Raw genomic sequence first — 25,874 nt, forward strand, 5'->3', positions numbered from 1 at the left:
TTTACGAATTAAAGTTTATAATTTGTTGAGCAAGTTCTGTTCCTATTCTTTCTTGAGCTTCAAGAGTGTTGCCTCCTAAATGAGGACTTAAAGACAAACTAGGATTCATAAGTAGAGCGAGAGAAGGTTCTGGTTCATTTTCAAAAACATCTAGAGCAGCACCTGCTATTTTACCGTTTTCAATAAATTCTAGTAATGCTTCCTCATTAAGCACACCACCTCTAGCTGTATTTACGATAAATACACCATCTTTCATGCGTTCATACTCAGCAGAATCTAGTATATATCCTTCTGTTTTAGGTGTGTTTATTGTAATGAAATCAGACGAAGACAGTAACTTAGGCAAATCGTTTGTAGTTTCTATTTCAAAATCAAGACTTCTCCCATCAAAAAAATTGAGAGAAATAGTTTCTTTTTTAGTTTTTCTAGTGTAGGCTACGATATTCATTCCTAGGGCAATGCCTATTTTAGCCACTTCTTTACCAATACTTCCTAAACCGATAATCCCTAAAGTTTTTCCTGACAGTTCTACCGCTTTGGTGTAGGCTTTTTTCAAATCTTTAAACTTGGTATCGCCTTCCAAAGGCATCATTCGGTTAGATTCGTGTAAAAATCTCGCCAAAGAGAAGAAATGAGCAAATACCATCTCTGCCACAGATTTAGACGAAGCTAAAGGGGTATTGATTACTTTAATACCTTTGGATAAAGCATAATCTACATCTATATTATCCATTCCTACACCACCTCTACCTATTATTTTGAGGCTAGGGCAGGCATCTATTAAGTCTTTTCTTACTTTGGTGGCACTTCTTACAAGAAGTACATCTATATTATTTTCATTTATAAAGTTAGCTAATTGTTCTTGAGCCACACGATGCTCAACAAACTTTATCCCTGCATTTTTTAACATGGCAATCCCTGCATTGGACATACCATCATTAGCTAATACTTTCATATTACTCATTTACTATTAGTCTAAAGATTTCATAACATTTACCAACACCTGTACACTTTCCAGCGGAAGTGCATTGTAAAGGCTGGCTCTATAACCACCAATGCTTCTATGTCCATTAAGTCCATTGATGCCTGCTTCTTTCCATAGAGCGTCAAACTTTTCTTTTTTAGACTCATCAGTCAATTTAAAGCTCACATTCATCACAGAACGGTCTTCTGTAGAAGCAAAACCTTCAAACAGAGGGTTTCTATCTATTTCGTTATAGATAAGTTCGGCTTTAGCTTTATTTTTAGTTTCGGCAGCTGCAATTCCTCCATTTTGTTCTAAATGTTGTAGCGTAAGCAATGAGGCATAAACGGCAAAAACAGGAGGTGTATTAAACATAGACTCCTTTTTGATATGTAGAGAATAATCCAAATAAGAAGGAATCTCTCTTTGTGTTCTTCCTAAAACATCTTTCTTTACAACCACTAATACCGTTCCTGCCGGTCCCATATTTTTTTGTGCTCCAGCGTAGATTAAATCAAACTTAGAAAAGTCCAGTTGTCTAGAGAAAATATCCGAACTCATATCACACACCATTGGAGCTTCCACTTGCGGAAACTCTTTCATTTGAGTACCATAAATGGTATTGTTAGAAGTACAATGGAAATAATCAAAATCTTTCCCAACAGTATAGTTTTTAGGGATATAGCTGTATTGGTCGGTTTTTGATGAGGCTACAATTTCTACATTTCCTAATTTTTGTGCTTCTTTTATTGCCCCTGCAGCCCAGGTCCCCGTATCTAGGTAAGCGGCTTTACCAGTAGTGGTAAGCAAATTAAAAGGAACCATAACAAACTGCAAACTAGCACCTCCTTGTAAAAATAAGGCTTCATAATCATCGTTAAGATTCATTAGCCTTTTTACAATGGCTCTAGCTTCATCCATTACCGCTACAAAATCTTTGGAACGGTGGGAGATTTCTAATAAAGATAAGCCTAATCCGTTAAAATCAAGCACCGCTTCCGCTGATTTTTGAAAAACCTCTTGCGGGAGTATGCACGGACCAGCACTAAAATTATGTTTTTTATTCATTTTTATTTCTATTAGATTATTTCTATTTAAAACTAAAACGCCCGCCATTTTCAGTTTAATAGCGAGCGATATTGGGGTGTCTATTCACCGTGTAGAAATGCTTTCTTAGATAATAGTTGTTCTTCTGTTTCTACATTATCTTCATCTGGGATACAACAATCTACAGGACATACAGCAGCACATTGTGGTTCTTCGTGGAAGCCTTTACATTCTGTACATTTGTCCGAAACTATAAAATAGACATCATCATTTACTGGCTCTTGTGGAGCATCTGCATCTACCGTAAGCCCAGAAGGTAGTGTTACCATTCCTTTTAGTTCTGTTCCGTCAGAAGCACGCCAATCTACAGCTCCTTCATATATTGCGTTATTAGGACATTCTGGCTCACAAGCCCCACAGTTAATGCATTCGTCAGTGATTATGATTGCCATTATTAATAAATTTTTAAATTTGCACAAAGTTATCATATTTTTATACAAAATACCAAATGAATATCAGTATTAAAATTTCAGGCTTAGCTCAACTGGGACTTTTCATAAACCAATTTTTAGAAAAAACGGAAGAGGTTTACTCAGAGGAAGAAGCTTTATTTTCAGCGAAACTAAGCCGTGCAGAAATAGAAAATCCTTGGTTTACTCAGGATAGTTTACGGTTTGCACTAAAGCAATGGGCAGATTTATTAACCGAAGAAAACCTCAATGATTGGGTAAATAGTTATCCCGAAACTAAAGGCGGTAAAAAAGTAGGGTTGATTTTAGCAGGAAATATTCCTTTAGTTGGATTTCACGATGTTATCACAGTCGTACTTAGTGGGCATACACCTGTTATTAAAATGTCCTCTAAAGATAAGCAAGTTTTACCTTTTCTTTTAGAAAAATGGGCTTCACTTTCTGAAGGTATAGAATATCAGTTGGTAGAAAAACTAGAGAATTACGACGCTGTAATTGCTACGGGAAGTAATAATACGGCGAGGTATCTAGAGTATTACTTTAAAAATAAGCCAAATATTATTCGCAAAAACCGAACTTCGGTGGCGGTTCTTTCGGGGAAAGAAACAAATGAAGAATTACAACTTTTAGCCGAAGATATTTTTAGATATTTTGGTCTAGGCTGCCGCAATGTTACGAGGCTTTTCATTCCTCAAGATTTTAAACTAGAGCGTTTGTTTGAAAACTTTGTAGGGTTTCAGGATATCATCAATCATAATAAATACGCCAACAATTACGATTATAACCGTGCGGTATATCTCCTAAATCAAGAAAATTTTTGGGATAATAATTTTGTAATGCTTAAAGAAGATACTCAACTTTTCAGTCCGCTTTCGGTAATTAACTTTAGCCGTTATGATACTATTGCAGAAGTTGAGACTTTCCTAAATGAAAACCACGAAAATATACAGTGCATTGTTAGTCATCTCCGTTTGAATAGGGGAGAAGTAGGCTTTGGCGAGGCCCAAACGCCTAGCCTAAATACTTATGCCGATGATGTAGATACTATGGCTTTTCTAAGAACCATAGACTAATTAGGAATGAATTAAATTTGTTATATTTGTCAAAATTAAAAAACAATCTTATGGAATATTCTAACGATTTACTAGTGGCACAAGCTACAGATGTTGAAAAAGCAACATTCTACAAGAAAACTTATACTCATTTAGCATTAGCGGTATTGGCTTTTGTGGTGGTGGAGAGTCTTCTTCTTAGTGTAGTGCCTGAAGAAATTATTATTTCTATGATTTCTGGGAAGTACATTTGGCTTTTGATATTAGGAGGCTTTTGGTTAGCTTCTATTTTAGCGAACAAATGGACGCTTTCACAGAATAAAAACACGCAGTATATGGGCTTAGGGGTCTATGTGTTGCTAGAGGCTGTTATTTTCTTACCGATGATTTACATTGCTATGTTTTATAGCGACCCAACTCTAATACCACAAGCGGCTATTATTACTCTAGCACTGTTTGGTGGGCTTACAGGAGTAGCATTTACTAGCAAAAGAGATTTTTCTTTCTTAAGAAATATCATTGTAGTGGGAGGATTTGTAGCTTTAGGACTTATTGTAGCTGGAGCTCTTTTTGGGTTTAACCTTGGGCTTTGGTTCTCTGTAGGTATGGTACTTTTAGCATCAGCGAGTATCTTATACGAAACACAAAAACTACAATTTACTTATACCAAAGAGCAGTATGTAGGAGCTTCTCTACAACTGTTTGCCTCTGTAATGCTTCTGTTCTGGTATGTGTTAAGAATTTTAATGTCTAGAAGAGATTAAAAGTATTTTACTTAAAAAAGATAAAAAATCCTGAACCAAACAGTTCAGGATTTTTTTTAGATTTCTTCAATTTTAACTTCTGACGAACTTGCCGATGCTTTCCAGCAGTTGTGGACGGTCGTCTAAGGCGATTTGGGCTACGGCGTAAAACTCCCGAACCCAATCGGAAAGGGTGGCAAAGGCTTTGTTTTTCTGTTGGGTGGCATCTTGGCTTTCGCCTTTTTCTTTTTCGTAAGCCGCACGGAGGGTTTCTACTTGTTGGATTTGTGCGACTTGAGCATCAACCGCCGCTTTATTGATTTTGAATTTTTCTAACAACGGTTGGGCTTCACTGTGGCTTTGGGCTTGTTCGTAAAAGGTTTTGATTTCTTGCATTGCTTTGAGATAAGCGGCAGACAAACTCCCATCGATGGCGAGGGTTTTCCAAAGTTCTGTTTTTTTCATTAGGGCAACTTTGGCTATTTTGCGGTGTTTGTTGTAAGTTTTCTTTAGAACATCAAAGGCGTCTGAAAACCGAGCATAGGCCTCTTTTTCTTCGGCGGTTTCTTGTTGGTTTTGGTTGTAGAGTTGCTGGGTTTGGTCAAATAGGGCTTTGCCTTCAGCAATTTTGGCATCATCATAACCAAACTCTGCCAGTTCGGTTTTTAAATCTTGTACCTCATCAAGGTTAGCGAATAACAGACGGTAATTCTCCAAGTATTGGAGTTCGGAAATTCTTTTTACTTTCATAAGTGTTAAATTTTAGTGATTTGTATTTAGTTTTTTAAATTATTTTCAAATTTATAAATAAAAACCACTCATTCTTCTATCGCCCTAAGCCGTTTTTGTATTTTTCATCAACAATTTGGGTTGCCCATTGTCATTCTTCTATCGCCCACCAACTTTTTGTGTCGCCCCGAGCCTTTCTTCTATTGCCCGTACTTATTCTTGTATCGCCCACACCCATTTTTGTGTCGCCCTAAGTGGTTTTTGATGGATTGTGGGTTAAAGTTAAGGATTTTTTATAATATTTCCCAATCTTCGTAGCCTTCGTTTTTTAGTTGCTTGATTTCTTTGGTGTATGCTGCCCACTTGTCCATATCTTCAAAGAGTGGTACGCCCTTGTATTTATCAAAGAAGGCTTGTTTTTCTTCTTTGGAGAGTGCTACTTTTTTATCGGGGTATATTTGGTTGTAATAGACTTCTAAAAAGTAGATGCTGTTGTTTTTTACTCTGTTGAATTCTTTTTCCCATTCGGGTAATTGTTTTTTGTTGCTCATATTTTTAAATTTATGGATTATTTTCTTCGTCAGTAGGAATAATGGGAACAACTACATTTTCTATCTCGCTAACTGCTAAGGTCATTTTAACTATTTCTTAATTATCTCTCTTACATTTTCAATAAGGCAAATATACAACTTTCAAGGGTTTTGAATGTTTTTGTAAGTAGGAGTATATTATTATTTACTTATTTTTGCTCCCTAAATTATTTGTGTGTTTTAATATGGATTTAAACCAACTTTTCACCAATCAAAGAACAGGTAACGACCCTAATACCAAAGTTTCTCGCAACGATTTCCAAAGGGATTATGATAGAATTATATTCTCTTCGGCTTTCAGAAGGTTGCAAAATAAAACGCAAGTGTTCCCTTTGCCAGGGAGTGTTTTCGTACATAATAGGCTTACGCATTCGTTGGAGGTTTCGTCTGTTGGGCGGAGTTTAGGAAGTCTAGCGGGAGCTTTCTTGGTGGAAACTTATAAGAACGATTTATCCGAGACAGCAAAACACTTCTATACCTATCAGCTAGGAGAGGTTATCGCAGCGGCTTGTCTTTGCCACGATATAGGTAACCCTGCTTTTGGACATTCGGGAGAAGATGCCATCGCAAGTTATTTCGCTAGGAATGAAAGCGAACTCAAACCTAAATTCGCACCTAACGAATGGGCAGATTTTATCAATTTTGAAGGAAATGCCAATGCGATAAGAGTGCTTACCAATAAACAAGTAGGAAAGGAAAAAGGAGGCATTCAACTTACCCATACTACTTTAGCGAGTATCGCAAAGTATCCTTGTGAGGCGATAGCTAAAGATAAAAGTGTTCTGCACCGAAAGAAGTTTGGATTCTTCCAAAGCGAAAAAGAAACTTTTAAGCACATTGCCGAAAATACAGCGATGATACAGGAAACTCAAAATCCGTTAGGCTACAAAAGACACCCTTTTGTGTGGTTGGTAGAAGCGGCAGATGATATTTGCTACAATATCATAGATATGGAAGACGCCCATAGATTGGGGATTGTAAATACTTCGGATTGTAAAAACTTGTTTTATGATTTAATAAAATCCATAGAGATTGACACTAAAAAGATAGACCAAAAACTAAGTGTAATTACGGATAGTAACGAGCAAATTTCTTATTTAAGAGCTAAAGTCATCAACTCTTTAATTAACAAGTCTATTGAAATATTTAAAGATAATGCGGTAGATTTATTAGAAGGGAATTTTGCTAGTTCTTTGCTTGGCATTTACCAAAAAGAAAATGATGCCCTCCAAAAGATAGAGAAATTTTCCGTTGAAAAAATATATAATCATAAGGCGGTAGTAGAGATTGAAAACGCGGGTTATAATGTAATGTATGAGTTGCTAAATCACTTTATTCCTTCGGCGGTTCTAGCCCCTTCGGAGCGAAAAGGTTATGATAAAAAGGCTCTTCAGCTAATTCCTAATCAGTTTAGGGTAGAGGAGGGAACTGTGTATCAAAAAGTATTGGGCGTACTAGATTTTGTAAGCGGTATGACGGATAACTACGCCACCGACCTTTACCGAAAAATTAAAGGGATTGATATTGGTATGACGATGTAGAGTGATAATAATCCTAAAACTTATTTTGTATCTTTGCTCGGCAAAATAAGTAAGACTATGGTAGAAACATTTGAAGACGACACAACTAAAGACCCTTATCATTCGTTTAGAGAAAAACTAAATGAAGCTCATGATTTTCCAACGGATTATCTTTTTAAATTTATTTTCCCTAATGATAAGGCTAAACTTACAGAAATTTATCAGATTTTTGATAATACTCAGAACTCCATATCTACTAAGGAAAGTAAGAACGGTAAATATATCTCTGCCAGTATCCAAGCGTTTGTTCTAGATGCAAATCAGGTGATTAACCTTTATAAAGAAGTTCACAAGATAGAAGGTGTAATAATGCTATAAATATTATTAAAAAAGTAAGAAAAGATTTTAATTTTTTCTTACTTTAAAATTTTTATACCCTTCATAAGGTGCAAAATAACCTAGATTCCAATAAGATTGTAGTAGAGACTCTACAAATTCATCGTGTCTATTTCTGTATGGGTCGTAAGGTTCTTTTATATCTACATCAGCAATATTACCTTTTACATTCCACCAGAAAGCACTCCAGCCTCCTCTCAATTCTTTGATAATATCATATACACTTTTTCCTGTGGCTCTGTACATTAGTTTGGCAAAAATACGACCTTCGGAGGTGGTTAAATCTCTTAGTTTTTTTTCGTAGGCTTGTGCAAGTTCTTCTTGTTTAGCTTTTATGTATTTTCTTTTTTCAGATTTATCATCAAGACGAGAGGTGTAGTTATTTATTTCGTTATATTGTTCTAAAGCAGTGATAAATAAAGGATAAACTCGGTTTAATTTTTTACTTAAAAAGAAATAATAATTTTTATCTAACTGATTATTAAATCTAGGCTTGTTTGGAATAACTACTTCATCTAAAACGATTACTGTTTCGCCTTCAATTTCGTAGATTTTGGCTTGTTGTTTCGCGTCGTAATAATAGTAATTTCCGTAGTCATCTTTCTTGAGTAATTCCTTTGGATATTGTGATAGCGCCTTTACAACAAGGGTATCCTTTTGTGCTTTAGACATAAAACCGATACACAAAAAAATAATCAGTAGATTTATTTTAAAATTCATTACTTTTACCTTCTCAAAATAAAAACTGTTTAATATCAAAAATTATTCCTTTTTATGAAATTTGAAAAGAAATCTTTAAAATTTTTAGAACAATACCTTAATACAGCTTCTCCTACAGGATATGAACACGCTGGACAGAAATTATGGATGGATTACATCAAGCCCTATGTAGATGAAGTAAGAACAGACCATTATGGGACAGCTTACGGAATCATCAATCCTGATGCATCGTTTAAAGTAGTTATAGAAGCTCACGCTGATGAAATTTCTTGGTATGTTAATTATATTACTGAAGATGGACTTATCTATGTAATTAGAAATGGTGGTTCAGACCAAAGTATTGCTCCATCTAAAGTAGTGAATATACACGGAGAAAAAGGCATTGTAAAAGGTGTTTTTGGGTGGCCCGCAATACATACTAGAGCTAAACAAGAAGAGCCTGTACCTAAAATAGAAAATATCTTTATAGATTGTGGAGCTAAGTCTAAAGAGGAGGTAGAAAAAATGGGCATCTATGTTGGTTGTATGATTACTTACCCTGATACCTTTTTTGAACTTAACGACCGCTATTTTGTCTGTCGTGCTTTGGATAATAGAATAGGCGGTTTTATGATAGCCGAAGTAGCTAGACTACTAAAAGAAAATAAAAATAAACTGCCATTTGGATTGTATATTACCAATTCTGTACAGGAGGAAGTTGGGCTTTACGGTGCCGAAATGATAGCCAATACCATTAAACCTAATATCGCTATCGTAACCGATGTTACCCACGATACTACGACGCCTTTTATTGATAAGAAAAAAGAAGGAGAGCAAAAATGTGGCGATGGACCAGTGGTTTTCTTCGCTCCTAGTGTACATCATAACATTAGAACTCTAATTACAGATACCGCTAAAGCTAAAAAAATTCCTTTCCAAAGAGCAGCTTCTAGCCGTGTTACAGGGACAGATACTGATGCTTTTGCTCATTCTAATGGTGGTGTACCGTCTGCACTTATTTCGCTTCCGTTAAGATATATGCATACAACGGTAGAGATGGTGGATAAAACTGATGTGCAAAATGTAATTAAACTCATTTATGAAACACTTCTTAAAATAACTCCTGAAATGGAACTGAAGTATCATAAGTAACCACTGAAAAATTTTTGAGACTTTATATTTTTTTGTTATAATTGTTGTCTGGCTAGTATAGTATGAAAATAGATATAACCAATTTAAAACACTAAATATTATGAAAAAAAGCATTCAGTTTGTTCTACTTTTTGTTTCGTTTGTAGTATTTTCTCAAACAACGAGGTTTATCTATGATTTTAAATATAAAACCGATTCCACAGCAACTTCTTACCAAAGTGAATCAATGGTATTGGAGTTGAATAATGACGAGATTCAGTTTTATGAACAAAAAGCGATAAGGATAGATTCACTAAATGCTCTGAATAACAATGGTTCATCAAGCTATACTTTTGAGTTTGCGAAGATTAAAAGAAAACTATCCACTTCTACCAATAAGAATTACTATTTTCTTAGAGGAGATTATTGGGTTTATGAATCTAATGACAAAATTGAATGGAAGATAGAAAATGAAACTAAAAAAATTGGTGATTGGACTGCACAGCGAGCAACTACAAACTTTGGAGGTAGAAAATGGATTGCTTGGTTTGTGGCTTCTCTTCCAATTTCCGAAGGTCCTCACAAATTTAATGGTCTTCCTGGGCTTGTTGTAGAACTTTATGATACTAAAGATAATTTTATTTATAAATTATTAAAAATAGAGAAACCTAAGACTACGAATACTAATATTGTAGAGACCGTTTTCAAAAAGAATCCAGTTTCAATTCCATACAAAAAATTTAGAGAGATGCAGATAGACAACTATAATGACCCATATTATCAATTTCGCTCAATGAGAGAGGGGACTTGGGCAATTAATGTGGGAGGGCAGAAAGTGACTACTCACGAAGGTCTTAATAAAGTAACTAGAGATTTACAAGCCTATTTAAGAAAAAATAATAATCCTATAGAACTAGATAAAATAATTTCGTATAAGTAATTTTGGGTATTAAATTCAGTTTAAACAGTTTCTTGTAAAGGAATAATACCTTAAATTTGCCACCATTATGTGTGAAAAAGTCGTTTTAGTAAATCCTAAAGATGAGGTTTTAGGTGTGATGGAAAAACTCCAAGCACATAGAAGTGGTTTTCTGCATCGTGCTTTTTCAGTTTTCTTATTCAATGCCAAAGGAGAGATGCTCCTCCAAAGGAGGGCAGATGCTAAGTATCATTCACCTAAACTTTGGACTAACGCGGTTTGTTCTCATCCAAGATTAGGAGAAAGTTACAAGGCTGGAGCTCAAAGAAGACTCATTGAAGAGCTGGGTATTGATGCTGATATTTCCGAAAAATTTAGTTTTATTTATAAAGCCGAGGTTGGTGATAATCTTTGGGAACACGAGCTAGACTATGTATTTACAGGAATTTATGAAGGTGATTTTAATCTTAATCCTGAAGAAGTTTCGGAGATAAGATACATCTCTATGGAGGCTTTGGATAAAGAGTTAGAGGCTAATCCAGAGCAATTTACAGAATGGTTCAAAATCATTCTCAAAGAGTATAAACAAAAAATGTTGAAGTAATAAAATAATTTAATAATAAAAGTAATAATGAACAAAACAGCTTTATTTAACAAACATGTTTCGCTAGGAGCAAAAATGGTTCCTTTCGCTGGGTTTGAAATGCCTGTACAATATTCTGGAGTAACAGAAGAACACTTTACTGTAAGAGAAAAAGTAGGAATTTTTGATGTTTCTCATATGGGGCAATTCTTCATAGAAGGTGCTGGTGCTAAAGAACTTCTACAATATGTTACCTCTAATAATGTAGAGGCTTTAGAGAATGGCAAGGCACAATATTCTTGTCTTCCTAACGGAAAAGGTGGAATTGTAGACGACTTAATTGTTTACAAAATGGAAGACCAAAAGTATTTTGTAGTAGTAAATGCGTCTAATATTGATAAAGATTGGCAACATATCTCTAAATACAACGAGAAATTTGGAGCTAAAATGACTAATGCTTCAGACGAAATTTCTCTCATCGCAATACAAGGTCCTAAAGCACTAGATACTTTACAAAAACTAACAGATAATCAACTAGCAGATATTCCTTACTATCATTTTACTGTAGGAAGCGTAGATGGTGTGGCTGATGTTATTATTTCTAATACAGGTTATACAGGAAGCGGAGGCTTTGAGATTTATTTCAAAAATGAATACGCTGAGCAAATTTGGGACGCCTTGACTAAAGCAGGAGAGGAGTTTGGGCTTATCCCTTGTGGGTTGGCGGCTAGAGACACCCTTCGTTTAGAAAAAGGATTCTGTCTATATGGAAACGATATTGATGACACCACTTCTCCATTAGAAGCAGGTTTAGGCTGGATTACCAAACTAGATACAGAATTTGTAGATAGAGATTTTCTTGCTCAACAAAAAGAACAAGGCATTACGAGAAAATTAGTAGGTTTTGAAATGCAAGAAAAAGCCATTCCAAGACATGACTATCCTGTTGTAGATTCAGAAGGAAATATAATTGGTAAAGTAACTTCTGGAACCATGAGTCCTATGAAGAAAATTGGTTTGGGATTAGCCTATGTTGATCAGCCTCATTTTAAATTAGGGAGTGAGATCTTTATTCAGATTAGAAATAAAAATGTACCAGCAAAAGTGGTTAAGATACCTTTTGTTTAATGAGTTATTTACCCTAAATAAAAGTATTCTTTTAAGAAAGAATTACATTCCCTGTCATTGCTTCAGGTTTCTCTATATTCATTACTTTTAAGATACTTGGTGCAATGTCGCCTAATTTCCCTGGAGTTAAATTCCATACCTTGTCTTTATCCATAACAATAAGAGGAACTAAGTTGGTAGAATGTTGAGTATTAGGACTACCATCAGGATTTATCATAACATCAGAGTTTCCATGGTCAGCTAGTATAAATACAGTATAACCATTTTCGTAAGCTGTAGTGGCTACTTTTTCTATACATTTATCTACAGTTTCGGCTGCTTTTACAGCTGCTTCAAAAACACCTGTGTGCCCTACCATATCAGTATTAGCAAAGTTAAGACAAACGAAATCTGCTGTTTTATTCTCTAGTTCAGGTACAATTTTGTTGGTAATATCATAAGCAGACATTTCTGGTTTAAGGTCGTAGGTAGCCACATCTTTAGGGCTTGGACATAAGATTCTTTTTTCAGCATTAAATTCTTTCTCTCTACCGCCTGAAAAAAAGAAAGTTACATGAGGATATTTCTCTGTTTCCGCGACTCTTATCTGTGATTTTCCATTTCGTTCTAGGACTTCTCCTAAAGTATCGCTTAAAACCTCTTCATCAAAAACAACCTTTACCTCTTTAAAATCTTTATCATAATTGGTAAGTGTGATGTAATGGAGTTTTAGTGGTGTCATACCAAAATCAGGAAATGCTTTCTGAGAAAGAACTTCGGTAATTTCTCTACCTCTATCGGTTCTAAAATTAAAACAGAATACCACATCATCGTTTTCTATCTTTGCAATAGGATTTCCGAGTTCATCTACACAAAGAATAGGTTTCAAAAACTCATCAGAAACACCTTCTTGATAAGATTTTTCTATGCTCTCTACTACATTTTTGCTAGGTTTTCCCACAGCGTTTACCATCACATCATAAGCCAATTTTACCCTTTCCCATCTGCGGTCTCTATCCATTGCATAGTATCGCCCCACAACGCTAGCAAGTTTCCCAGTTGTATTTTGCATATGTTCTGTAAGCTCTTTTATAAAGTCTTTTCCTGAGTGTGGGTCGCAATCCCTACCATCTGTAAAGGCGTGTACAAAAACATTATCTTTTAATCCAAAATCATTTGCTGCAGACAATAGTCCTTTTAAATGATTGATGTGAGAGTGAACTCCACCATTGGATACTAAACCAATAAAATGTACTTTTTTACCATTTTCTTTGGCATAACTAAAGGCTTCTAAAATAGCCTTCTCTTGACCTAAAGTCTTATTTTCCACCGCCATATTGAGCTTTACCAAATTCTGATAAACCACTCTTCCTGCTCCTAAATTCATATGACCTACTTCAGAATTTCCCATTTGTCCGTCTGGTAACCCTACGGCTAAGCCACTAGCTTCTAATGTGGTATTGGGAAATTTACTGTAACAGCTATCCATAAATGGTGTATGTGCTTGGGCAATTGCAGAAACTTTATCATCTGTACCTAATCCCCAACCGTCTAATATTGCTAAAAGTACTTTTTTTGACATAATATGTTGTATTTTCCTACAAAATTACAAATTAAAACTTTTATGATAAGATATGTTTAATATCATATTTACACATAATTCTACTAAACATAGGCTTTCTCTGACTTTGCAAGTTGTTTAAATAATAAGTTTTGCTTATTTTCGTTCCTTTAAATAAATACTAAAAACCTCATTTTAAAATCAAGATGAATAAAAATAAAATATGGATAGCTACGGCGGTACTTTTTTTTGGACTTTCAGAAGGACAACAGTCAGCTGTTTTTAATCAAAAAAATACTTTTTCTTCGGATTTAGCGAGCCAACTCTACACCACTAAAGTTTTTGCGGCTTCTCAATATCAATACACTCAGCAATATCTTTATCATCAGTCTTTAACTCAATCTCAAAAAGAGGTTGCTGGGTTTTACACTCATTTGATTGATGTTATTTTACAAAATCCTAATGCGGAAAAAGGGTTGGATACCTTCATAGCAAACCATCCTAATACAGAACATTTTGCAGAGGGACAAGCTCCTTTAGCTGATTTTTATTTAATAAAAAAAGATTTTCCAAAGGCATTAGAAATACTTAATAAATTAAATGTTAATCATTTATCATCTTCGGAACAGACCCAACATTCTTTAAAGCTAGGGTATGCTAAGTTTATGTCTGGCGATTCAAAAGCGGCTATTAAGGATTTGGAGAACGCTTACACTTCTTCTGAAGATTCAGAAAAAGGAGACATCGCCTATATGCTAGGACATTTGTACTACACAGAAGGACAAACAGGAAAGGCTTTTGAATACTTTAACGAGATTAAAGACAAGGAAAAATACAGCAAAATAGTAAAGCCTTATTTTGTTCAGATGTATTTTAATGATAAAAACTATGATTTAGCAATAGCTGAAGGAGAAATGCTTTTAAAAGAAAATTTAAGTAGTTCTTACAAATCCGAGGTTCATAAAATAATAGGAGAAAGCTATTTTATGAAAGGAGAATACAGAGCCGCATATCCTCACCTAAAGGTATTTTTAGACTCTAAAGAAGCTCCTAGTGAGTCCGATTTATACGAAATGGGGTTTGTAGCAGCACAAATGGGTTTGTATGATGAGGCGGTATCTTATTATAATCAGTTGGTTAATAGTCAGTCTGCTTTATCTCAAAATGCCTATTATCAGTTGGGAAATGCTTATTTAGAAACCAATAAAAAGCAAGAAGCTCTGTCTGCCTTCCGTTCTGCTTATCAGATGTCCTATGATGCCAAAGTTAAAAAGCTGGCTCATCTACAATATGCTAAATTAAGTTATGATATAGGAAACCCTTATGAATCTTCGTCTTCGGTGATACGGTCTTATATCCAAAATTACAAAGAGAGTTCTCCAGAAATGCAAACTTTGTTGGTGAAATCTTATCTTTATTCAGGTAATTATAAAGAGACTTTAAATGCTTTAAATCAGCTCAATACCAAAACTACTGAAACAGATAAAATAGAACAAGAAGTAGCCTATCTATTAGGAACGGAAGAATTTAATAAAGGGAATTACAAAGAAGCCGAACTATATTTTAAAAAGAGTTTAAAGTTTAATCATAATCAAGAGTTTTATCTAAAGGCTCAATATTGGTTGGCACAGACTTATTATCAGTTAGAAGATTACCCTTCGGCTATTAGTTATTTTGAAAAACTACAAAAGACAGAAGGTAGCCTTGATGAACGCTCACAAATCAATTATGATTTAGGATACGCTTACTTTAAGAATAAAGATTTCGGTAAAGCTAAGGAATGCTTTAAACTTTACCTTAAAAATCCTAAAGCAGAGTTTAAAGCTGATGCGGAACTAAGACTAGCCGACACACACTATGCTGATAACGAACTAAACGATGCTATCGCTATTTATAACAATGCCGAAACTTCCGATGAATATACGCTGTTCCAAAAGGCAATGGCGTTAGGCTTTAAAGGTGATACTGAAGCTAAAATTTCAGAAATGAAAAAGTTAGTTGCTCAGTATCCTAACTCGGAGTATAAAGATGATGCTTTGTACGAAATAGGTACTGCCTATGCTGCTAATGATGAGTTTGCTCTTTCTAGCGAATACTTTGATAAAGTGGTTAAAACCAGTACAGATACTCATTTGGTAGCCAATGCAGAAATTTATATGGTACAAAATGATATCGAACAAAACCAAGAAGCCAAAGCGTTTTCTGGAATAAAATCTTTAGCTAAAAAATATCAAAATACCGTTTATGCAGATAAGGTGTTAGCGGTAGCTCGTTCTCTTTATTTAAAAACTGGAGATACAGCAGGTTATCAAAACTTTGCTAAGAATTTAGGCGTTGGTCTAGACAAATCTGAAATAGACGAAATTAACTTATCTACTGCAAGACAGCTTTACGCCAAAAAGCAGTACGAAAAAGCAATCCCTTACTACGAGAAATATTTAGCACAAAATGTTTCTAGCAATACAGCCTTCCAAGCTCAATACGAATTAGGAGAATCTTATTATCAAAGTGGAGATGATGCTAAAGCATTGAAATCATTCAATTTCGTAACGGCTTATCCTAATGATTATCAAGAGGAAGCAAGGATTCGTTCCGCTCAAATTCTTTTATCTAAAAATAAAGGAGAAGAAGCTGCAGAACATTTAGCCAAGTTAGTAGATTCTAATAACCCAAAAATAAAATCTTTCGCTCAACAAGAGTTGATGAAATACTATGCTGATAAAAAAGACTTCGCTAAAGCAGAAACTTATGCAGGTTTAATTTTAAGTAATACCAAAAACTCACCTGCAGTGTTAGAACAGGCTAAAGTCATTAAAGCTAGAAGCCTTATGAACCAAGGGAAAGACAAAGAGGCTCAAAAATCTTATACAGATTTAGAAAAATCATCTAATCCTAGCGTAGCGGCGGAAGCCCTTTATGCTAAGGCTTATTATCAAAATAAAGCTAAAGCCTTTAAAAATAGTAATGAAAGTATCTTTAAACTCGCTAATAATTACGCTTCGGAGGAATATTGGGGAGCTAAATCTTTGGTATTGATGGCTAGAAACTATTTGGCGTTAAAGGACAAATATCAAGCGAGTTATACCTGTGACCAAGTGATAGCTAACTATCAAGACTTCCCTGATGTAGTGGCAGAAGCTAAGGAAGTCAAAAAAATGATTAAATAATTTTTAGCGATTAAAAAACTAGAATTGAAAATGAACAAACATAAAATAATAACACTAATATTGTTAGGTTGGGGAGGTATCTCGTTAGCTCAGATTAAAGAGGAAAAGCTTATCCTAGACCGCAAAAGAGAGCCCGAAGTTAAGCGTATAGAAAAAAAGAAAACTTCTGTAGCTCTAGAAAAAAATTATCCACCTGAAGAAAAACAGCAAGAGCCTATAAATTACGAAGTAGTAAATGTGCCTGTATTGTCAGATTTCAAAACTTCAGCAATACAAGGTGAAGATATTTCGCCAGAATTCAATAGAAATTATCTAAGAAACTACTTTAGAATAGGTTATGGTAATTACAATCAATTTTTAGCCGATGCTAATGTTTCTGGTAAGATGCAAGATAATTTAGAGGTAGGGGCAAATGTGCATTATCTATCTAATGAAGGTTTAAAAAAGCAATATGCTTGGGATTCCTCGCAGAAACAAGCGGAAATTTCAGGATTTCTTAATCATTTTGGAGAAAAAGGCAAGGCTAATCTTACCACTTCCGTAGGTCTTAATGATTATAATTATTATGGCATCTATGCCTTGGTGCCTAACGCTGATGCTGATTTGGGACAAAAATACAGTCGTTTTCAGATAAGTGGTAATTATGATTTTTACTCTAACGAAATTCTTAACGATATTACTGTAAAAACTTTGGCTATTAGAGATAGATTTAAAGCTAATGAAAGTCAAATAGATGCTCTTGTAAATCTGTCTAAACACCATCTAAAATTAGGTCAAGATTTAGATGTTAATTTGGATTTGGGTGTAAAAATGGATATGGTAAACACTCAGTTTAATATTTTAAATCAGCACAACTCTCGTTATTTTGGTGGTGGATTATCGCCCAAAATCACTTTTAAAAAAGGTCAATCTTACTTAAAGATTGGTTCTGGATTTAATTTGTTAAGTTCTAGTTTAACAAAACTGAATGAAACTCAACAAAAATCTAATCGTTTTTATTGGTTCCCTCAAGCGGAACTATTTGTGGCGACAACTCCAAAAGCTAATTTATATGGTGGGGTAGAGAGTGGGCTTCAATTCAATACTTATTCAAGATTATTGGAACAGAATCCGTTTTTGGTATCAGATTTAGAATTAAAACCTACACATACTAAATACCAATTTTATTTTGGGGTGAAAGGAGTTGTTTCTGAACAAATTAAGTATGATGTTAAAGCTAGTTACGGTAAATTGGATAATATGATGTTCTTTGGAGGTAACTCTTTGTTTTCTAATCTAATAGATGATAACTCAAGGCTAGGATATGATTATGCTAATACTTTTTCTACCACTTATCACAACGGTACTCTTAGCCAAATTAAAGGTGAAATAGAGTACAAACCTCTAGCCTCTCTAGTTTTAGATGGAAATATTCAGTTCCAAAAGTATAATTTAGAAAATAATGTCAATGTTTATTATAGACCATTGTTACAAGCATCAATAGGAGCAAAATATCAAACACTTAAAGATAAATTATTGTTAGGATTTAGAGGCTTTTTTGTAAGTGATAGAATGGCTAATCGTTTTTCTATCAATCCTTCAGGTATCCTAATTTCTACTCCGATATACGCAGAAGAAGAGATTGATAACCAAAAAGTAGGTGGTTATGCAGATCTTAATATTTCAGCGGAATATCAGATTAACAAGAATTTCAGTATTTTTGCACTTGGTAATAATCTTTTAGGAGCTAATTACCAAAATTATTATGGTTATAAAGTTTTAGGTATGCAAATTATGGGTGGGCTTAAAATTAAATTTTAAATAAAAAATAAGAGGGGCCCTATAGTTTAATGGATAGAATTAAAGATTCCGGTTCTTTAGGTTGAGGTTCGATTCCTCATAGGGCTACAAACTACGCTTTTAGGCACTTTTCACGAAGTGCCTTTTTTAGTACCTTTTTGTTTGTAAATCCTCTGTTTATGGTATGTTTAAAAAATTAACCTCATTGCAACAGATTGCAATAGATTTTAGTAAAATGCACTTCGGTGGTAACAACGGTGGTAACAAATTTGGAATTGTTACCACCAACTTATATATTTGCCTCGTTGAATTGTAATATCCCCCTATAATGGCAAATATCATTTTTTACCTAAGAGGCACTAAAGAGCCTAAAAAAGTTTATCTAAGGTACAGACCTAACAGGGATTTTGATTTACATATAAACACCCCCTTTGTTATCCATTCTGAAAATTGGGACGACACAACCAAGCAATGGGACACCTCCCAAATCGTTAAAGGGGCAAAAACCATAGAGACCAAAAAACAAAACGCAGAAATTTTAGATTTCAACAAGCGTATAGAGACCTTTAAGCTAGATATATCTAACCAGATAGATAATAACCTTAACCTAACCGCTCCACAACTTAAAGAGCATTTAAAGGACTTTATTTTAAAACACTACTTCGCCCACAAGCTGGAGACAAAGAAGAAATACACTATCCCTGATAAACTAGACGCACTTATAGACTACTACATACAATTTAGAAGTGTAGAGGATAAAACGCAGGGTAAAAAACCAATATCAGCAAACACCATTAAAAAATACAGAGGGCTAAAAAGTACCCTGATGAAGTTTAATAAGAACCTCATCGTAACGGATATAAATAATATCTTTCGTAACAAACTAGTAAAATGGTTTAATGAGCAAGGGTACACGGCACAAACCCAAACTAAGTATTTGAAAGATATAAAAATGTTGTGCAAGTTTGCAGAAACCGAGCATAACATTAGCAAAGATGTTTTATCCTGGAAGATAGACCGCAACCCTGATAATGTAACTAAGGGGCTTTACCTCAACTTTGATAAACTAGCTATCCTAGAAACGCTAGACCTTACAGGCAGTTTAGATGAGGTTAGAGATTGGCTTTTAATTTCGTGTTATACAGCGTTAAGGGTTTCAGAACTTTTCAGCTTAGATACTGCCAATATAGTAGAAGACCCCAACGGTCGCAAGTTTATAAAGGTTATAGAGAAGAAAAACCGCAACGCAAAAGATAAGGGTATAAAGTACACGGCATTACTCCCTAAAGTAGTGGATATAATGAGCAAAAGAGGCGGTAAATTCCCTAAAGTGATAAGCGAACCATATTATAACCGTCAATTAAAAAAACTCTGCAAAATCGCAGGATTTGATGAGGTGGTACAAAGTGCAAAGATAGAAGCCACCGAGAACGGAAACAGAAGAATAGAGGGCGAATATCCTTTTTATGAATTAGTAACCTCGCATATAGGAAGACAAACATCGGTTACTCTATTCGGGCAGTTTATGGATACCGAAACTATGCAGATGATGACTAACCACCACGACAAAACCCTCCTAGAGCATTACAACAAAATAGATATAGACACTAAACAGCTACAAAAGGCAAAAAAGGTTTACGAAGCCTTTAAAAATATGAACATTACCCCTGAACAACTAAACTAATACTTTAAGACAATGGATTTTAATTTACCTCATCTACCGCCTACCGCAGAAATAGAGACCACCGCAGTATTAAAACAACTGACAAAGTCTCATAGATACCTAGCTGAACTAAAGGGGACGGTAAAGACGATACCCAACGAGCATATTTTAATCAATACTCTAGCGTTGCAAGAGGCTAAAGATAGTAGCGAGATAGAAAATATAGTAACCACCCACGACGAACTATATAAAGAAAATATTTTAATAGAGACTAAAAACCCTGCAACAAAAGAAGTATATAACTATGCTCAAAGTTTAAAGTTAGGCTTTGAAATAGTGCGTAAAGAGGGGTTATTATTAAACAAACATATCATAGCTATACAGCAAGAATTAGAGCGAAATAATGCAGGATTTAGGACACAAGCAGGGACTAAATTAGTTAATTCTTTAGGCGAGGTAGTTTATACCCCACCGCAAGAGACTAAGGCTATTTTAGACCTAATGGCAAACCTAGAAAGGTTCATCAATGATAATAGTTTTTCAGACTTAGACCCTTTGACTAAAATGGCGATTATACACTATCAGTTTGAGAGCATACACCCATTTTATGACGGTAACGGTAGAACAGGCAGGATTATAAATATTCTATACCTAGTATTGCAGGGACTTTTAGATTTACCTGTATTGTATTTGAGCCGTTATATCACACAGAACAAACAGAAATATTATCAAGTATTGCAAGGGGTAAGAAGTGAGAACGATTGGGAAAGTCTTATTTTATACCTCATCAAAGGCGTTGAGGTTACAGCAATACAGACCATTGATTTAGTTCAAAATATAAAAACACTAATGCAGGAGACTAAATATAAACTTCGTAACGATTTACCGAAGCTGTATAGTCAGGACTTGCTGAATAACCTATTTAAAAATCCTTACACTAAAATAGAGTTTTTGGAGAAAGATTTAGGGGTATCGTACCAAACCGCAAGAAAGTATTTAGAACTACTATCAGAACATAAGTATCTAAATAAAATACAGGTAGGTAAGTACAGCTACTATATCAATGAGCCACTACTAAATTTATTTATACAATAACCCACCTTTATACAAAAACGCTGTTTTGCATAAACGAACCTCCTAACCTTTATGTAAAAACGCTGTTTTGTATAAACGAAAATAAGATAACGGTAAATAAACGCCCTTTTTTACCATATAAAAAAATTGTTGAATTGTAAACTTGAACACTATGGAAATACCCTTTTACACCTCTTTTAAAGAGTTTAAGGATAACTATAAAACCGATTTAGAAAAGTGGCTAAGTATATACCCTGACGGCAACGAAGATGAATTTTTAAAAGAAGTTAAGGAACTATACGAGCCTTTTTTAAGGTGGAACGGCAATGAATTTGAGGAATTAGATAATCATACAATGGTATGTAAACAAGATAATGGGTATCATTTAGTTGTATCACAATATGATAGTGTGTTTATTACTAAAAAACAATTCAAAAACCTAAAATTCGCACTCCCTAAAATAGTAAATCATATAGAATCCATTATAAACATTAAAAAAAGTGCAAATGTTCGTTTATTGGGTAAAGTAAACCCTACAACAGGCGAAATAATACCACTAAAAGGGGACTTACCCTATAATTTATCCGATGACTTTAAAGACGAACCCACCACGCAGGAGGGTCGCAAGGGCTACAAAAAAATAAAAGTTAAAGGTTCTTTACAATCTATTGGATATATATTTTCTGAATTGATAGATAAAGGTTGGATAATACCACCTAAAAGGAACGGTAAAATAAATAAAACTGCCGTAGCAAGACTGATATTAGAACATTTTGAACTAATAGATAGAAAGAAACCAATAACAGAAGAATATGTAAGGAGAACTATAAGTACAAAAAAAATAGATAGCGGATTTAATAAAGATAAAATGGATAGATTTAAGATACCGTCTGAAAAAAGTATAAATTCAAAATAGCATCTGTAACCACTTATTTATTAGGTGGTTATTTTATTTTTCGGATATAAAAACGGATAGTACATTTTAAAAACGGCTAACTACTGCCTAAATGAACAATATACTTTTGCCCCATAATTCTAAACCAAAAAAATTATGGAGGCAATACAATTTATAGGGACGAACCCTAACGAACTAATCAAAGCGATTTCTAACGCTATTGTTCCTGAATTGGAGCAAAGACTATCAAAACAATTTCAACCCAAAGAACCCACAACCTACCTCACACGGAAAGAGGTATGCGAATTACTGCATATAGATTACTCCACTCTGAACCGTTGGGCAAAGGGCGGTAAGCTAACGGCGTACGGTATAGGTAATAGGGTATATTACAAACGCAAAGAAGTAGAGGCATTAGTAGATAAAGGTAAAATCAAATACTAATAAAAAAAGGAAGCCCAAAAGCCCCCTTTAATTGTTGAATTGTAACACCAATAAACGGCATTTACATAGGGCAAATATAGGTAAAAAAGTTATAAATCATAAACACTAAAATATAAAAATGAACGAGTTAATCAAAATTACAGAACAAAACGGCAAACAAGCCGTGTCAGCTAGAGAGTTACACTCTTTTTTAGAAAGTAAACAAGACTTTTCAACTTGGATAAAAAACAGGATTGAGAAATACGGATTTATAGAAGAGCAAGATTTTACGCTCCATAAATTTGTGGAGCGTGGAACTTGGAAGCACGAATATGTTTTAAGTATTGACACAGCGAAAGAGTTGGCAATGGTGGAGGGTAACGAAAAAGGCAAACAAGCGAGGCAGTATTTTATAGAGTGTGAAAAACGCCTGAAAAAACCACTTTCGCAGGTGGAGATAGTGGCACAATCCGCTCAATTATTATTGCAACAATCACAGCAACTAGAAACGCTACAAAAAGAAGTTAATCATATCAAGGCGAAGATAACCACAAGCGAGGAGAGTTTTATCACAATAGCAGGTTACGCCACACTAGAGAAAAAACGAATTGATAATAAAACAGCTTCTATCATAGGGCGTAAGGTAGCGAAATACTGCCGTGATAATGATATTATCATAGGGCAAATATTTGACCCTCGTTTTGGCTATGTTAATACTTACCCTAGAGATATTATTCAGATGTTTTTTTAGGACTAAGGGTATCTATTCTAAGACTACCTACCTCTACATAATCCCCTTGCTCGTTTTGGATATATAAAGGTGTTTCGTTGTTGTTAGTATCTTTAGTAGAATTAAAAAGGTCTTTTATATCTACATTTAAAAAAGTGGCAATATCTAAAAGGGTTTGAGGTTTGGGGAAGTTCCTCCCTACTATAATATTGGAAATTGTTGTAACAGAAACGCCGATACCGTCTGCTAATTCTTTACCTGTTACCCCTTTATCTTTTAGTACTTCCTTTAATTTTAAAATATTTTCAGTTTCCATATTGTTGTTTTTATACGGCAAATATATGATAAATAAGTGATACTTATATTTTTTAAAATAAAAATTAAATAAAACTTGTATAATATTCAAATAACACTTATATTTGCAAAGTAAAAAAGTAAGTGTTATTTAATTTTATAAAAACATAAACATTATGCAAGTGGTAAGTCAAAACAGAATAGAGAAGATAGCAAGAAATATTAACGCAATGGATATTTATTATCAATATTCAGACGATGCGAGAGAGTGGAGATTTTGGAATGATTTAAACAACAAGTTAAGAAAGATATTAAAAGGGTTAAGCCCAGAAGTAAAAGAGCAAATAAGACAACTATGTAACGAGCAAGAAGCTAAATATTTTAACCTTATCTAAAATAGAATATTATGGAAAAATTCAGAACCCAAGTATTTAAGAGAGCCTACGAGATAAAGAAAGAAACAGGTAAAGCGTGGGCGGTGTGTTTATCCAAAGCGTGGCAGTTGTATAGTCTTGCAAAAAAGATGAAGAATGAAATAATCACTTTCTACTATGAGAAAAAAGACGGCTCACTAAGAAAGGCAAAGGGGACACTAAAAGATGAGGTAGTAACCTATACATCAAAAGGTGGAGCAAGTAGCCCTAAAGTATTTACTTATTACGATATAGAAGTAGGGGCATTTAGAGCCTTTAAAGTAGCAAATTTTATAAAATAAACCACTATGACAACCCAATCCAACAATGGGCAGATAAGCCCCAAAAGAACCTATTTAGAGCCTTATATGGTAAAACACCTAGAACAGTTGCTCAACAGCGAAGAGGCTTATAATAACCTACTAGCTAACCTTTGGCGAGTGCGTTCAGGACTGCACGAGGTAGCCTCTAATAATCCACAAGTAAAGGAGATGACGAACTCTATAAATGAGATTATGGGGTGTTTATTACCCTTAGAACCTCAACGATTGCAGACCATATCAGACCAAGCAAAAGGCATTTATCCACTCAAAGAGACTATACTTTACGCCAACGGTAATAAGTATAGGGTAAAACTAAAGCCCATTGATAATTTACAAGAGGGGGCAGATATTATAACGGTAGAGGGTAAACCTTACGAGGTACTAGAGCGTGAAAAACTTAATCAAATAACAGTAACTAACTAAAAAACAAATAAAATGAGAATAATAAACAGCATCAGCAGTATCTACGAAAGTGAACTGAAAAATGCAGAAAACAAAAGACCAACCTTAGTATATGATGAGGATTTTGGAACAAATACAGACTATTTTAACAGCTTTGAGTTGTCTTTGTACTTGTTAGAGATAATGGATAACACCCATAATCTAAACCTATTCTTAGAGGGGTTGGGTATGCCCAAAGTAAATGCAGATATATTTTACACTTTGCTGAGGTATATCATAGAAAACAAAGAAATTACAGAAGAACACAAACAAACCTATTTCAATACCACAAAGGAGTTGTACAGGATAAGTAATGTATTTTGGTATGTATCGCAAACTGTATCTTTTGTACCTGATTGGGATATAGACTGTTTCATTTTTGATGTAAGAAATGACCTTAACGATGACTACCCTGATATTTACGAAAGGGCAATGAAAGGGGATATAACCTATGACGAGTTTTTAGATGAGATTAAGACACTCAACAACCGAGTATTTGAGAAATTAAACCAAGATACCGCCTAAAACAAACCACTAAAAACGCAATAAAATATAGGGGTGCAGGTTGTCAGCAAACCGCTGACGAACCGCTGACAAACCAAAGGCAAACCAACGAATAACCTAACTATAACCGAAAGATAACCTAACCATAACCAAAGGATAACCAAAGGATAACCAAAATAATAAAATTATGAACGCACAAAAGGAGGGCTACAAAGCCATAATAAAAGAACTACCTGAAAGAATGACAACGGTATTAAAACAGATAGAGCAATTAGGAGAGTGCACCTATACGGAACTCGCAAACGCCTACAATATAAACACCAATCTAGTAACCAACCGTATTAGCGACCTGCAAAAGGTGGGTTTAATCCGAAAGATAGGCACGAAAGAATGCAACGGCAGACAGCAAACCATATTTAAGGTATGCAGTTTAGACGAAGCTAAAGAAATACAAAAACAGTTATACATAGAGTACCGCACCAAGCGAGAGGATTTGGAAACGGACTTTATAACCTTAGCCAATAAGACCGAAACGACAAAAGACCTCATCAGAGGCAAAATAGAATACTATAAAACTAAAATAGATTTACTGATGAGGTTTGCGGTCTAACCTCATCAGATAAACCAAATAAAACGCTAATTGTCGCTAATCATCAC

Annotated in this window: 28 protein-coding genes and 1 tRNA gene; 21 read left to right on the forward strand and 8 right to left on the reverse strand. The window is 34.6% G+C overall.

Annotated elements, in window-relative coordinates; translation table 11 throughout:
* Window position 1 precedes the first annotated feature (1 nt).
* The 3 genes from RA0C_RS01680 to RA0C_RS01690 are packed head-to-tail and all read right to left on the reverse strand — an operon-like array spanning window position 2 to window position 2,463.
* A complete protein-coding gene (locus RA0C_RS01680) occupies window positions 2-955 on the reverse strand; it encodes a D-2-hydroxyacid dehydrogenase (RefSeq protein ID WP_004919368.1) in 954 nt (317 codons plus the stop codon).
* A gap of 15 nt (window positions 956-970) precedes the next feature.
* Window positions 971-2,080, reverse strand: coding sequence for a 3-phosphoserine/phosphohydroxythreonine transaminase (serC, locus tag RA0C_RS01685; protein WP_014411204.1), 1,110 nt, complete (start codon window positions 2,078-2,080; stop codon window positions 971-973).
* Between the two features lie 32 nt (window positions 2,081-2,112).
* The gene (locus RA0C_RS01690; RefSeq protein WP_004919366.1) at window positions 2,113-2,463 is read right to left on the reverse strand and encodes a 4Fe-4S dicluster domain-containing protein; all 351 of its coding nucleotides are present in this window, start codon (window positions 2,461-2,463) and stop codon (window positions 2,113-2,115) included.
* Window positions 2,464-2,519: 56 nt separating this feature from the next.
* Here RA0C_RS01690 and RA0C_RS01695 point away from each other — a divergent pair, with 56 nt between their 5' ends.
* Both RA0C_RS01695 and RA0C_RS01700 read left to right on the forward strand, forming a co-directional pair.
* The gene (locus RA0C_RS01695) at window positions 2,520-3,554 is read left to right on the forward strand and encodes an acyl-CoA reductase (RefSeq protein WP_013446704.1); all 1,035 of its coding nucleotides are present in this window, start codon (window positions 2,520-2,522) and stop codon (window positions 3,552-3,554) included.
* Between the two features lie 50 nt (window positions 3,555-3,604).
* Window positions 3,605-4,297, forward strand: coding sequence for a Bax inhibitor-1/YccA family protein (locus tag RA0C_RS01700; protein ID WP_013446705.1), 693 nt, complete (start codon window positions 3,605-3,607; stop codon window positions 4,295-4,297).
* A gap of 72 nt (window positions 4,298-4,369) precedes the next feature.
* On the opposite strand, the gene RA0C_RS01705 is transcribed toward RA0C_RS01700, so the two are convergent.
* Window positions 4,370-5,026 (reverse strand): hypothetical protein, encoded by a 657-nt coding sequence (locus RA0C_RS01705; protein WP_004919360.1) that lies wholly within the window; start codon window positions 5,024-5,026, stop codon window positions 4,370-4,372.
* A 272-nt stretch (window positions 5,027-5,298) separates the two neighbouring features.
* The gene (locus RA0C_RS01710; RefSeq protein ID WP_013446706.1) at window positions 5,299-5,556 is read right to left on the reverse strand and encodes a hypothetical protein; all 258 of its coding nucleotides are present in this window, start codon (window positions 5,554-5,556) and stop codon (window positions 5,299-5,301) included.
* A gap of 224 nt (window positions 5,557-5,780) precedes the next feature.
* On the opposite strand from RA0C_RS01710, the gene RA0C_RS01715 reads away from it, so the two are divergent.
* A complete protein-coding gene (locus RA0C_RS01715) occupies window positions 5,781-7,136 on the forward strand; it encodes a deoxyguanosinetriphosphate triphosphohydrolase (RefSeq protein ID WP_004919356.1) in 1,356 nt (451 codons plus the stop codon).
* A 57-nt stretch (window positions 7,137-7,193) separates the two neighbouring features.
* Window positions 7,194-7,493, forward strand: coding sequence for a DUF493 domain-containing protein (locus tag RA0C_RS01720; protein ID WP_004919354.1), 300 nt, complete (start codon window positions 7,194-7,196; stop codon window positions 7,491-7,493).
* Window positions 7,494-7,520: 27 nt separating this feature from the next.
* On the opposite strand, the gene RA0C_RS01725 is transcribed toward RA0C_RS01720, so the two are convergent.
* Window positions 7,521-8,231, reverse strand: a complete 711-nt coding sequence (locus RA0C_RS01725) for a DUF4294 domain-containing protein (protein WP_014411205.1) — start codon at window positions 8,229-8,231, stop codon at window positions 7,521-7,523.
* 54 nt (window positions 8,232-8,285) lie between these two features.
* Here RA0C_RS01725 and RA0C_RS01730 point away from each other — a divergent pair, with 54 nt between their 5' ends.
* The 4 genes from RA0C_RS01730 (at window position 8,286) to gcvT (ending at window position 11,971) form a co-directional block, all read left to right on the forward strand.
* Entirely contained in the window at window positions 8,286-9,362 is a 1,077-nt protein-coding gene (locus RA0C_RS01730) for a M42 family metallopeptidase (protein WP_013446708.1), read from the forward strand.
* A gap of 100 nt (window positions 9,363-9,462) precedes the next feature.
* On the forward strand, window positions 9,463-10,281 hold the full coding sequence (locus RA0C_RS01735; RefSeq protein ID WP_004919349.1) for a GLPGLI family protein: 819 nt from the start codon (window positions 9,463-9,465) through the stop codon (window positions 10,279-10,281).
* A 67-nt stretch (window positions 10,282-10,348) separates the two neighbouring features.
* A complete protein-coding gene (gene idi, locus RA0C_RS01740; protein WP_004919347.1) occupies window positions 10,349-10,864 on the forward strand; it encodes an isopentenyl-diphosphate Delta-isomerase in 516 nt (171 codons plus the stop codon).
* A 27-nt stretch (window positions 10,865-10,891) separates the two neighbouring features.
* Window positions 10,892-11,971: a glycine cleavage system aminomethyltransferase GcvT gene (gene gcvT, locus RA0C_RS01745; RefSeq protein ID WP_013446709.1), complete on the forward strand. Its 1,080-nt coding sequence runs from the start codon at window positions 10,892-10,894 to the stop codon at window positions 11,969-11,971.
* Window positions 11,972-12,002: 31 nt separating this feature from the next.
* On the opposite strand, the gene gpmI is transcribed toward gcvT, so the two are convergent.
* Window positions 12,003-13,532, reverse strand: coding sequence for a 2,3-bisphosphoglycerate-independent phosphoglycerate mutase (gene gpmI, locus RA0C_RS01750; protein ID WP_013446710.1), 1,530 nt, complete (start codon window positions 13,530-13,532; stop codon window positions 12,003-12,005).
* A gap of 185 nt (window positions 13,533-13,717) precedes the next feature.
* Between gpmI and RA0C_RS01755 the strand changes: the two genes are divergently transcribed.
* The 8 genes from RA0C_RS01755 to RA0C_RS01790 all read left to right on the forward strand — a co-directional run bounded on the left by RA0C_RS01755 (window position 13,718) and on the right by RA0C_RS01790 (window position 23,263).
* On the forward strand, window positions 13,718-16,678 hold the full coding sequence (locus RA0C_RS01755) for a tetratricopeptide repeat protein (protein ID WP_004919342.1): 2,961 nt from the start codon (window positions 13,718-13,720) through the stop codon (window positions 16,676-16,678).
* A gap of 30 nt (window positions 16,679-16,708) precedes the next feature.
* Entirely contained in the window at window positions 16,709-18,478 is a 1,770-nt protein-coding gene (locus RA0C_RS01760) for a TonB-dependent receptor (RefSeq protein ID WP_004919339.1), read from the forward strand.
* Window positions 18,479-18,493: 15 nt separating this feature from the next.
* Window positions 18,494-18,565, forward strand: a tRNA-Arg gene (locus tag RA0C_RS01765).
* A gap of 220 nt (window positions 18,566-18,785) precedes the next feature.
* Complete coding sequence (locus RA0C_RS01770; protein WP_013446712.1) at window positions 18,786-20,141, forward strand: tyrosine-type recombinase/integrase; 1,356 nt, start codon at window positions 18,786-18,788, stop codon at window positions 20,139-20,141.
* 12 nt (window positions 20,142-20,153) lie between these two features.
* Window positions 20,154-21,215: a Fic family protein gene (locus RA0C_RS01775; protein ID WP_013446713.1), complete on the forward strand. Its 1,062-nt coding sequence runs from the start codon at window positions 20,154-20,156 to the stop codon at window positions 21,213-21,215.
* A 151-nt stretch (window positions 21,216-21,366) separates the two neighbouring features.
* Window positions 21,367-22,110 carry a hypothetical protein gene (locus tag RA0C_RS01780; RefSeq protein ID WP_013446714.1) on the forward strand — a complete coding sequence of 248 codons (744 nt, stop codon included), beginning with the start codon at window positions 21,367-21,369 and terminating at the stop codon, window positions 22,108-22,110.
* 135 nt (window positions 22,111-22,245) lie between these two features.
* Window positions 22,246-22,533, forward strand: a complete 288-nt coding sequence (locus tag RA0C_RS01785; protein WP_013446715.1) for a helix-turn-helix domain-containing protein — start codon at window positions 22,246-22,248, stop codon at window positions 22,531-22,533.
* A 118-nt stretch (window positions 22,534-22,651) separates the two neighbouring features.
* Window positions 22,652-23,263 carry an antA/AntB antirepressor family protein gene (locus RA0C_RS01790; protein WP_013446716.1) on the forward strand — a complete coding sequence of 204 codons (612 nt, stop codon included), beginning with the start codon at window positions 22,652-22,654 and terminating at the stop codon, window positions 23,261-23,263.
* Here RA0C_RS01790 and RA0C_RS01795 read toward each other — a convergent pair.
* A complete protein-coding gene (locus tag RA0C_RS01795) occupies window positions 23,244-23,558 on the reverse strand; it encodes a helix-turn-helix domain-containing protein (protein ID WP_013446717.1) in 315 nt (104 codons plus the stop codon). The two genes, RA0C_RS01790 and RA0C_RS01795, sit on opposite strands and share 20 nt — an antisense overlap.
* Before the next feature lie 154 nt (window positions 23,559-23,712).
* Here RA0C_RS01795 and RA0C_RS01800 point away from each other — a divergent pair, with 154 nt between their 5' ends.
* The 5 genes from RA0C_RS01800 to RA0C_RS01820 all read left to right on the forward strand — a co-directional run bounded on the left by RA0C_RS01800 (window position 23,713) and on the right by RA0C_RS01820 (window position 25,827).
* Window positions 23,713-23,931 carry a hypothetical protein gene (locus RA0C_RS01800; protein ID WP_013446718.1) on the forward strand — a complete coding sequence of 73 codons (219 nt, stop codon included), beginning with the start codon at window positions 23,713-23,715 and terminating at the stop codon, window positions 23,929-23,931.
* 11 nt (window positions 23,932-23,942) lie between these two features.
* Complete coding sequence (locus RA0C_RS01805; RefSeq protein ID WP_013446719.1) at window positions 23,943-24,251, forward strand: SH3 beta-barrel fold-containing protein; 309 nt, start codon at window positions 23,943-23,945, stop codon at window positions 24,249-24,251.
* 6 nt (window positions 24,252-24,257) lie between these two features.
* Window positions 24,258-24,695 carry a hypothetical protein gene (locus RA0C_RS01810; protein WP_013446720.1) on the forward strand — a complete coding sequence of 146 codons (438 nt, stop codon included), beginning with the start codon at window positions 24,258-24,260 and terminating at the stop codon, window positions 24,693-24,695.
* Window positions 24,696-24,707: 12 nt separating this feature from the next.
* Window positions 24,708-25,238 carry a hypothetical protein gene (locus RA0C_RS01815; RefSeq protein ID WP_013446721.1) on the forward strand — a complete coding sequence of 177 codons (531 nt, stop codon included), beginning with the start codon at window positions 24,708-24,710 and terminating at the stop codon, window positions 25,236-25,238.
* A gap of 166 nt (window positions 25,239-25,404) precedes the next feature.
* Window positions 25,405-25,827 (forward strand): hypothetical protein, encoded by a 423-nt coding sequence (locus RA0C_RS01820; protein ID WP_013446722.1) that lies wholly within the window; start codon window positions 25,405-25,407, stop codon window positions 25,825-25,827.
* Window positions 25,828-25,874: the final 47 nt, after the last annotated feature.

Source organism: Riemerella anatipestifer ATCC 11845 = DSM 15868, assembly GCF_000252855.1.
Lineage (GTDB): Bacteria > Bacteroidota > Bacteroidia > Flavobacteriales > Weeksellaceae > Riemerella > Riemerella anatipestifera.

What these genes read in the sequence shown, in the direction of transcription:
- RA0C_RS01790 (WP_013446716.1), top strand. Translation starts at nt 22,652, where the DNA reads ATGAACGAGTTAATCAAAATTACAGAACAAAACGGCAAACAAGCCGTG.
- RA0C_RS01730 (WP_013446708.1), top strand. Translation starts at nt 8,286, where the DNA reads ATGAAATTTGAAAAGAAATCTTTAAAATTTTTAGAACAATACCTTAAT.
- RA0C_RS01820 (WP_013446722.1), top strand. Translation starts at nt 25,405, where the DNA reads ATGAACGCACAAAAGGAGGGCTACAAAGCCATAATAAAAGAACTACCT.
- idi (WP_004919347.1), top strand. Translation starts at nt 10,349, where the DNA reads ATGTGTGAAAAAGTCGTTTTAGTAAATCCTAAAGATGAGGTTTTAGGT.
- serC (WP_014411204.1), bottom strand. Translation starts at nt 2,080, where the DNA reads ATGGCGGGCGTTTTAGTTTTAAATAGAAATAATCTAATAGAAATAAAA.
- RA0C_RS01705 (WP_004919360.1), bottom strand. Translation starts at nt 5,026, where the DNA reads ATGAAAGTAAAAAGAATTTCCGAACTCCAATACTTGGAGAATTACCGT.
- RA0C_RS01720 (WP_004919354.1), top strand. Translation starts at nt 7,194, where the DNA reads ATGGTAGAAACATTTGAAGACGACACAACTAAAGACCCTTATCATTCG.
- RA0C_RS01695 (WP_013446704.1), top strand. Translation starts at nt 2,520, where the DNA reads ATGAATATCAGTATTAAAATTTCAGGCTTAGCTCAACTGGGACTTTTC.
- RA0C_RS01805 (WP_013446719.1), top strand. Translation starts at nt 23,943, where the DNA reads ATGGAAAAATTCAGAACCCAAGTATTTAAGAGAGCCTACGAGATAAAG.
- RA0C_RS01815 (WP_013446721.1), top strand. Translation starts at nt 24,708, where the DNA reads ATGAGAATAATAAACAGCATCAGCAGTATCTACGAAAGTGAACTGAAA.
- RA0C_RS01775 (WP_013446713.1), top strand. Translation starts at nt 20,154, where the DNA reads ATGGATTTTAATTTACCTCATCTACCGCCTACCGCAGAAATAGAGACC.
- RA0C_RS01680 (WP_004919368.1), bottom strand. Translation starts at nt 955, where the DNA reads ATGAAAGTATTAGCTAATGATGGTATGTCCAATGCAGGGATTGCCATG.
- RA0C_RS01780 (WP_013446714.1), top strand. Translation starts at nt 21,367, where the DNA reads ATGGAAATACCCTTTTACACCTCTTTTAAAGAGTTTAAGGATAACTAT.
- RA0C_RS01715 (WP_004919356.1), top strand. Translation starts at nt 5,781, where the DNA reads ATGGATTTAAACCAACTTTTCACCAATCAAAGAACAGGTAACGACCCT.
- RA0C_RS01770 (WP_013446712.1), top strand. Translation starts at nt 18,786, where the DNA reads ATGGCAAATATCATTTTTTACCTAAGAGGCACTAAAGAGCCTAAAAAA.
- RA0C_RS01710 (WP_013446706.1), bottom strand. Translation starts at nt 5,556, where the DNA reads ATGAGCAACAAAAAACAATTACCCGAATGGGAAAAAGAATTCAACAGA.
- RA0C_RS01795 (WP_013446717.1), bottom strand. Translation starts at nt 23,558, where the DNA reads ATGGAAACTGAAAATATTTTAAAATTAAAGGAAGTACTAAAAGATAAA.
- RA0C_RS01760 (WP_004919339.1), top strand. Translation starts at nt 16,709, where the DNA reads ATGAACAAACATAAAATAATAACACTAATATTGTTAGGTTGGGGAGGT.
- gpmI (WP_013446710.1), bottom strand. Translation starts at nt 13,532, where the DNA reads ATGTCAAAAAAAGTACTTTTAGCAATATTAGACGGTTGGGGATTAGGT.
- gcvT (WP_013446709.1), top strand. Translation starts at nt 10,892, where the DNA reads ATGAACAAAACAGCTTTATTTAACAAACATGTTTCGCTAGGAGCAAAA.
- RA0C_RS01690 (WP_004919366.1), bottom strand. Translation starts at nt 2,463, where the DNA reads ATGGCAATCATAATCACTGACGAATGCATTAACTGTGGGGCTTGTGAG.
- RA0C_RS01800 (WP_013446718.1), top strand. Translation starts at nt 23,713, where the DNA reads ATGCAAGTGGTAAGTCAAAACAGAATAGAGAAGATAGCAAGAAATATT.
- RA0C_RS01725 (WP_014411205.1), bottom strand. Translation starts at nt 8,231, where the DNA reads ATGAATTTTAAAATAAATCTACTGATTATTTTTTTGTGTATCGGTTTT.
- RA0C_RS01735 (WP_004919349.1), top strand. Translation starts at nt 9,463, where the DNA reads ATGAAAAAAAGCATTCAGTTTGTTCTACTTTTTGTTTCGTTTGTAGTA.
- RA0C_RS01785 (WP_013446715.1), top strand. Translation starts at nt 22,246, where the DNA reads ATGGAGGCAATACAATTTATAGGGACGAACCCTAACGAACTAATCAAA.
- RA0C_RS01810 (WP_013446720.1), top strand. Translation starts at nt 24,258, where the DNA reads ATGACAACCCAATCCAACAATGGGCAGATAAGCCCCAAAAGAACCTAT.
- RA0C_RS01700 (WP_013446705.1), top strand. Translation starts at nt 3,605, where the DNA reads ATGGAATATTCTAACGATTTACTAGTGGCACAAGCTACAGATGTTGAA.
- RA0C_RS01755 (WP_004919342.1), top strand. Translation starts at nt 13,718, where the DNA reads ATGAATAAAAATAAAATATGGATAGCTACGGCGGTACTTTTTTTTGGA.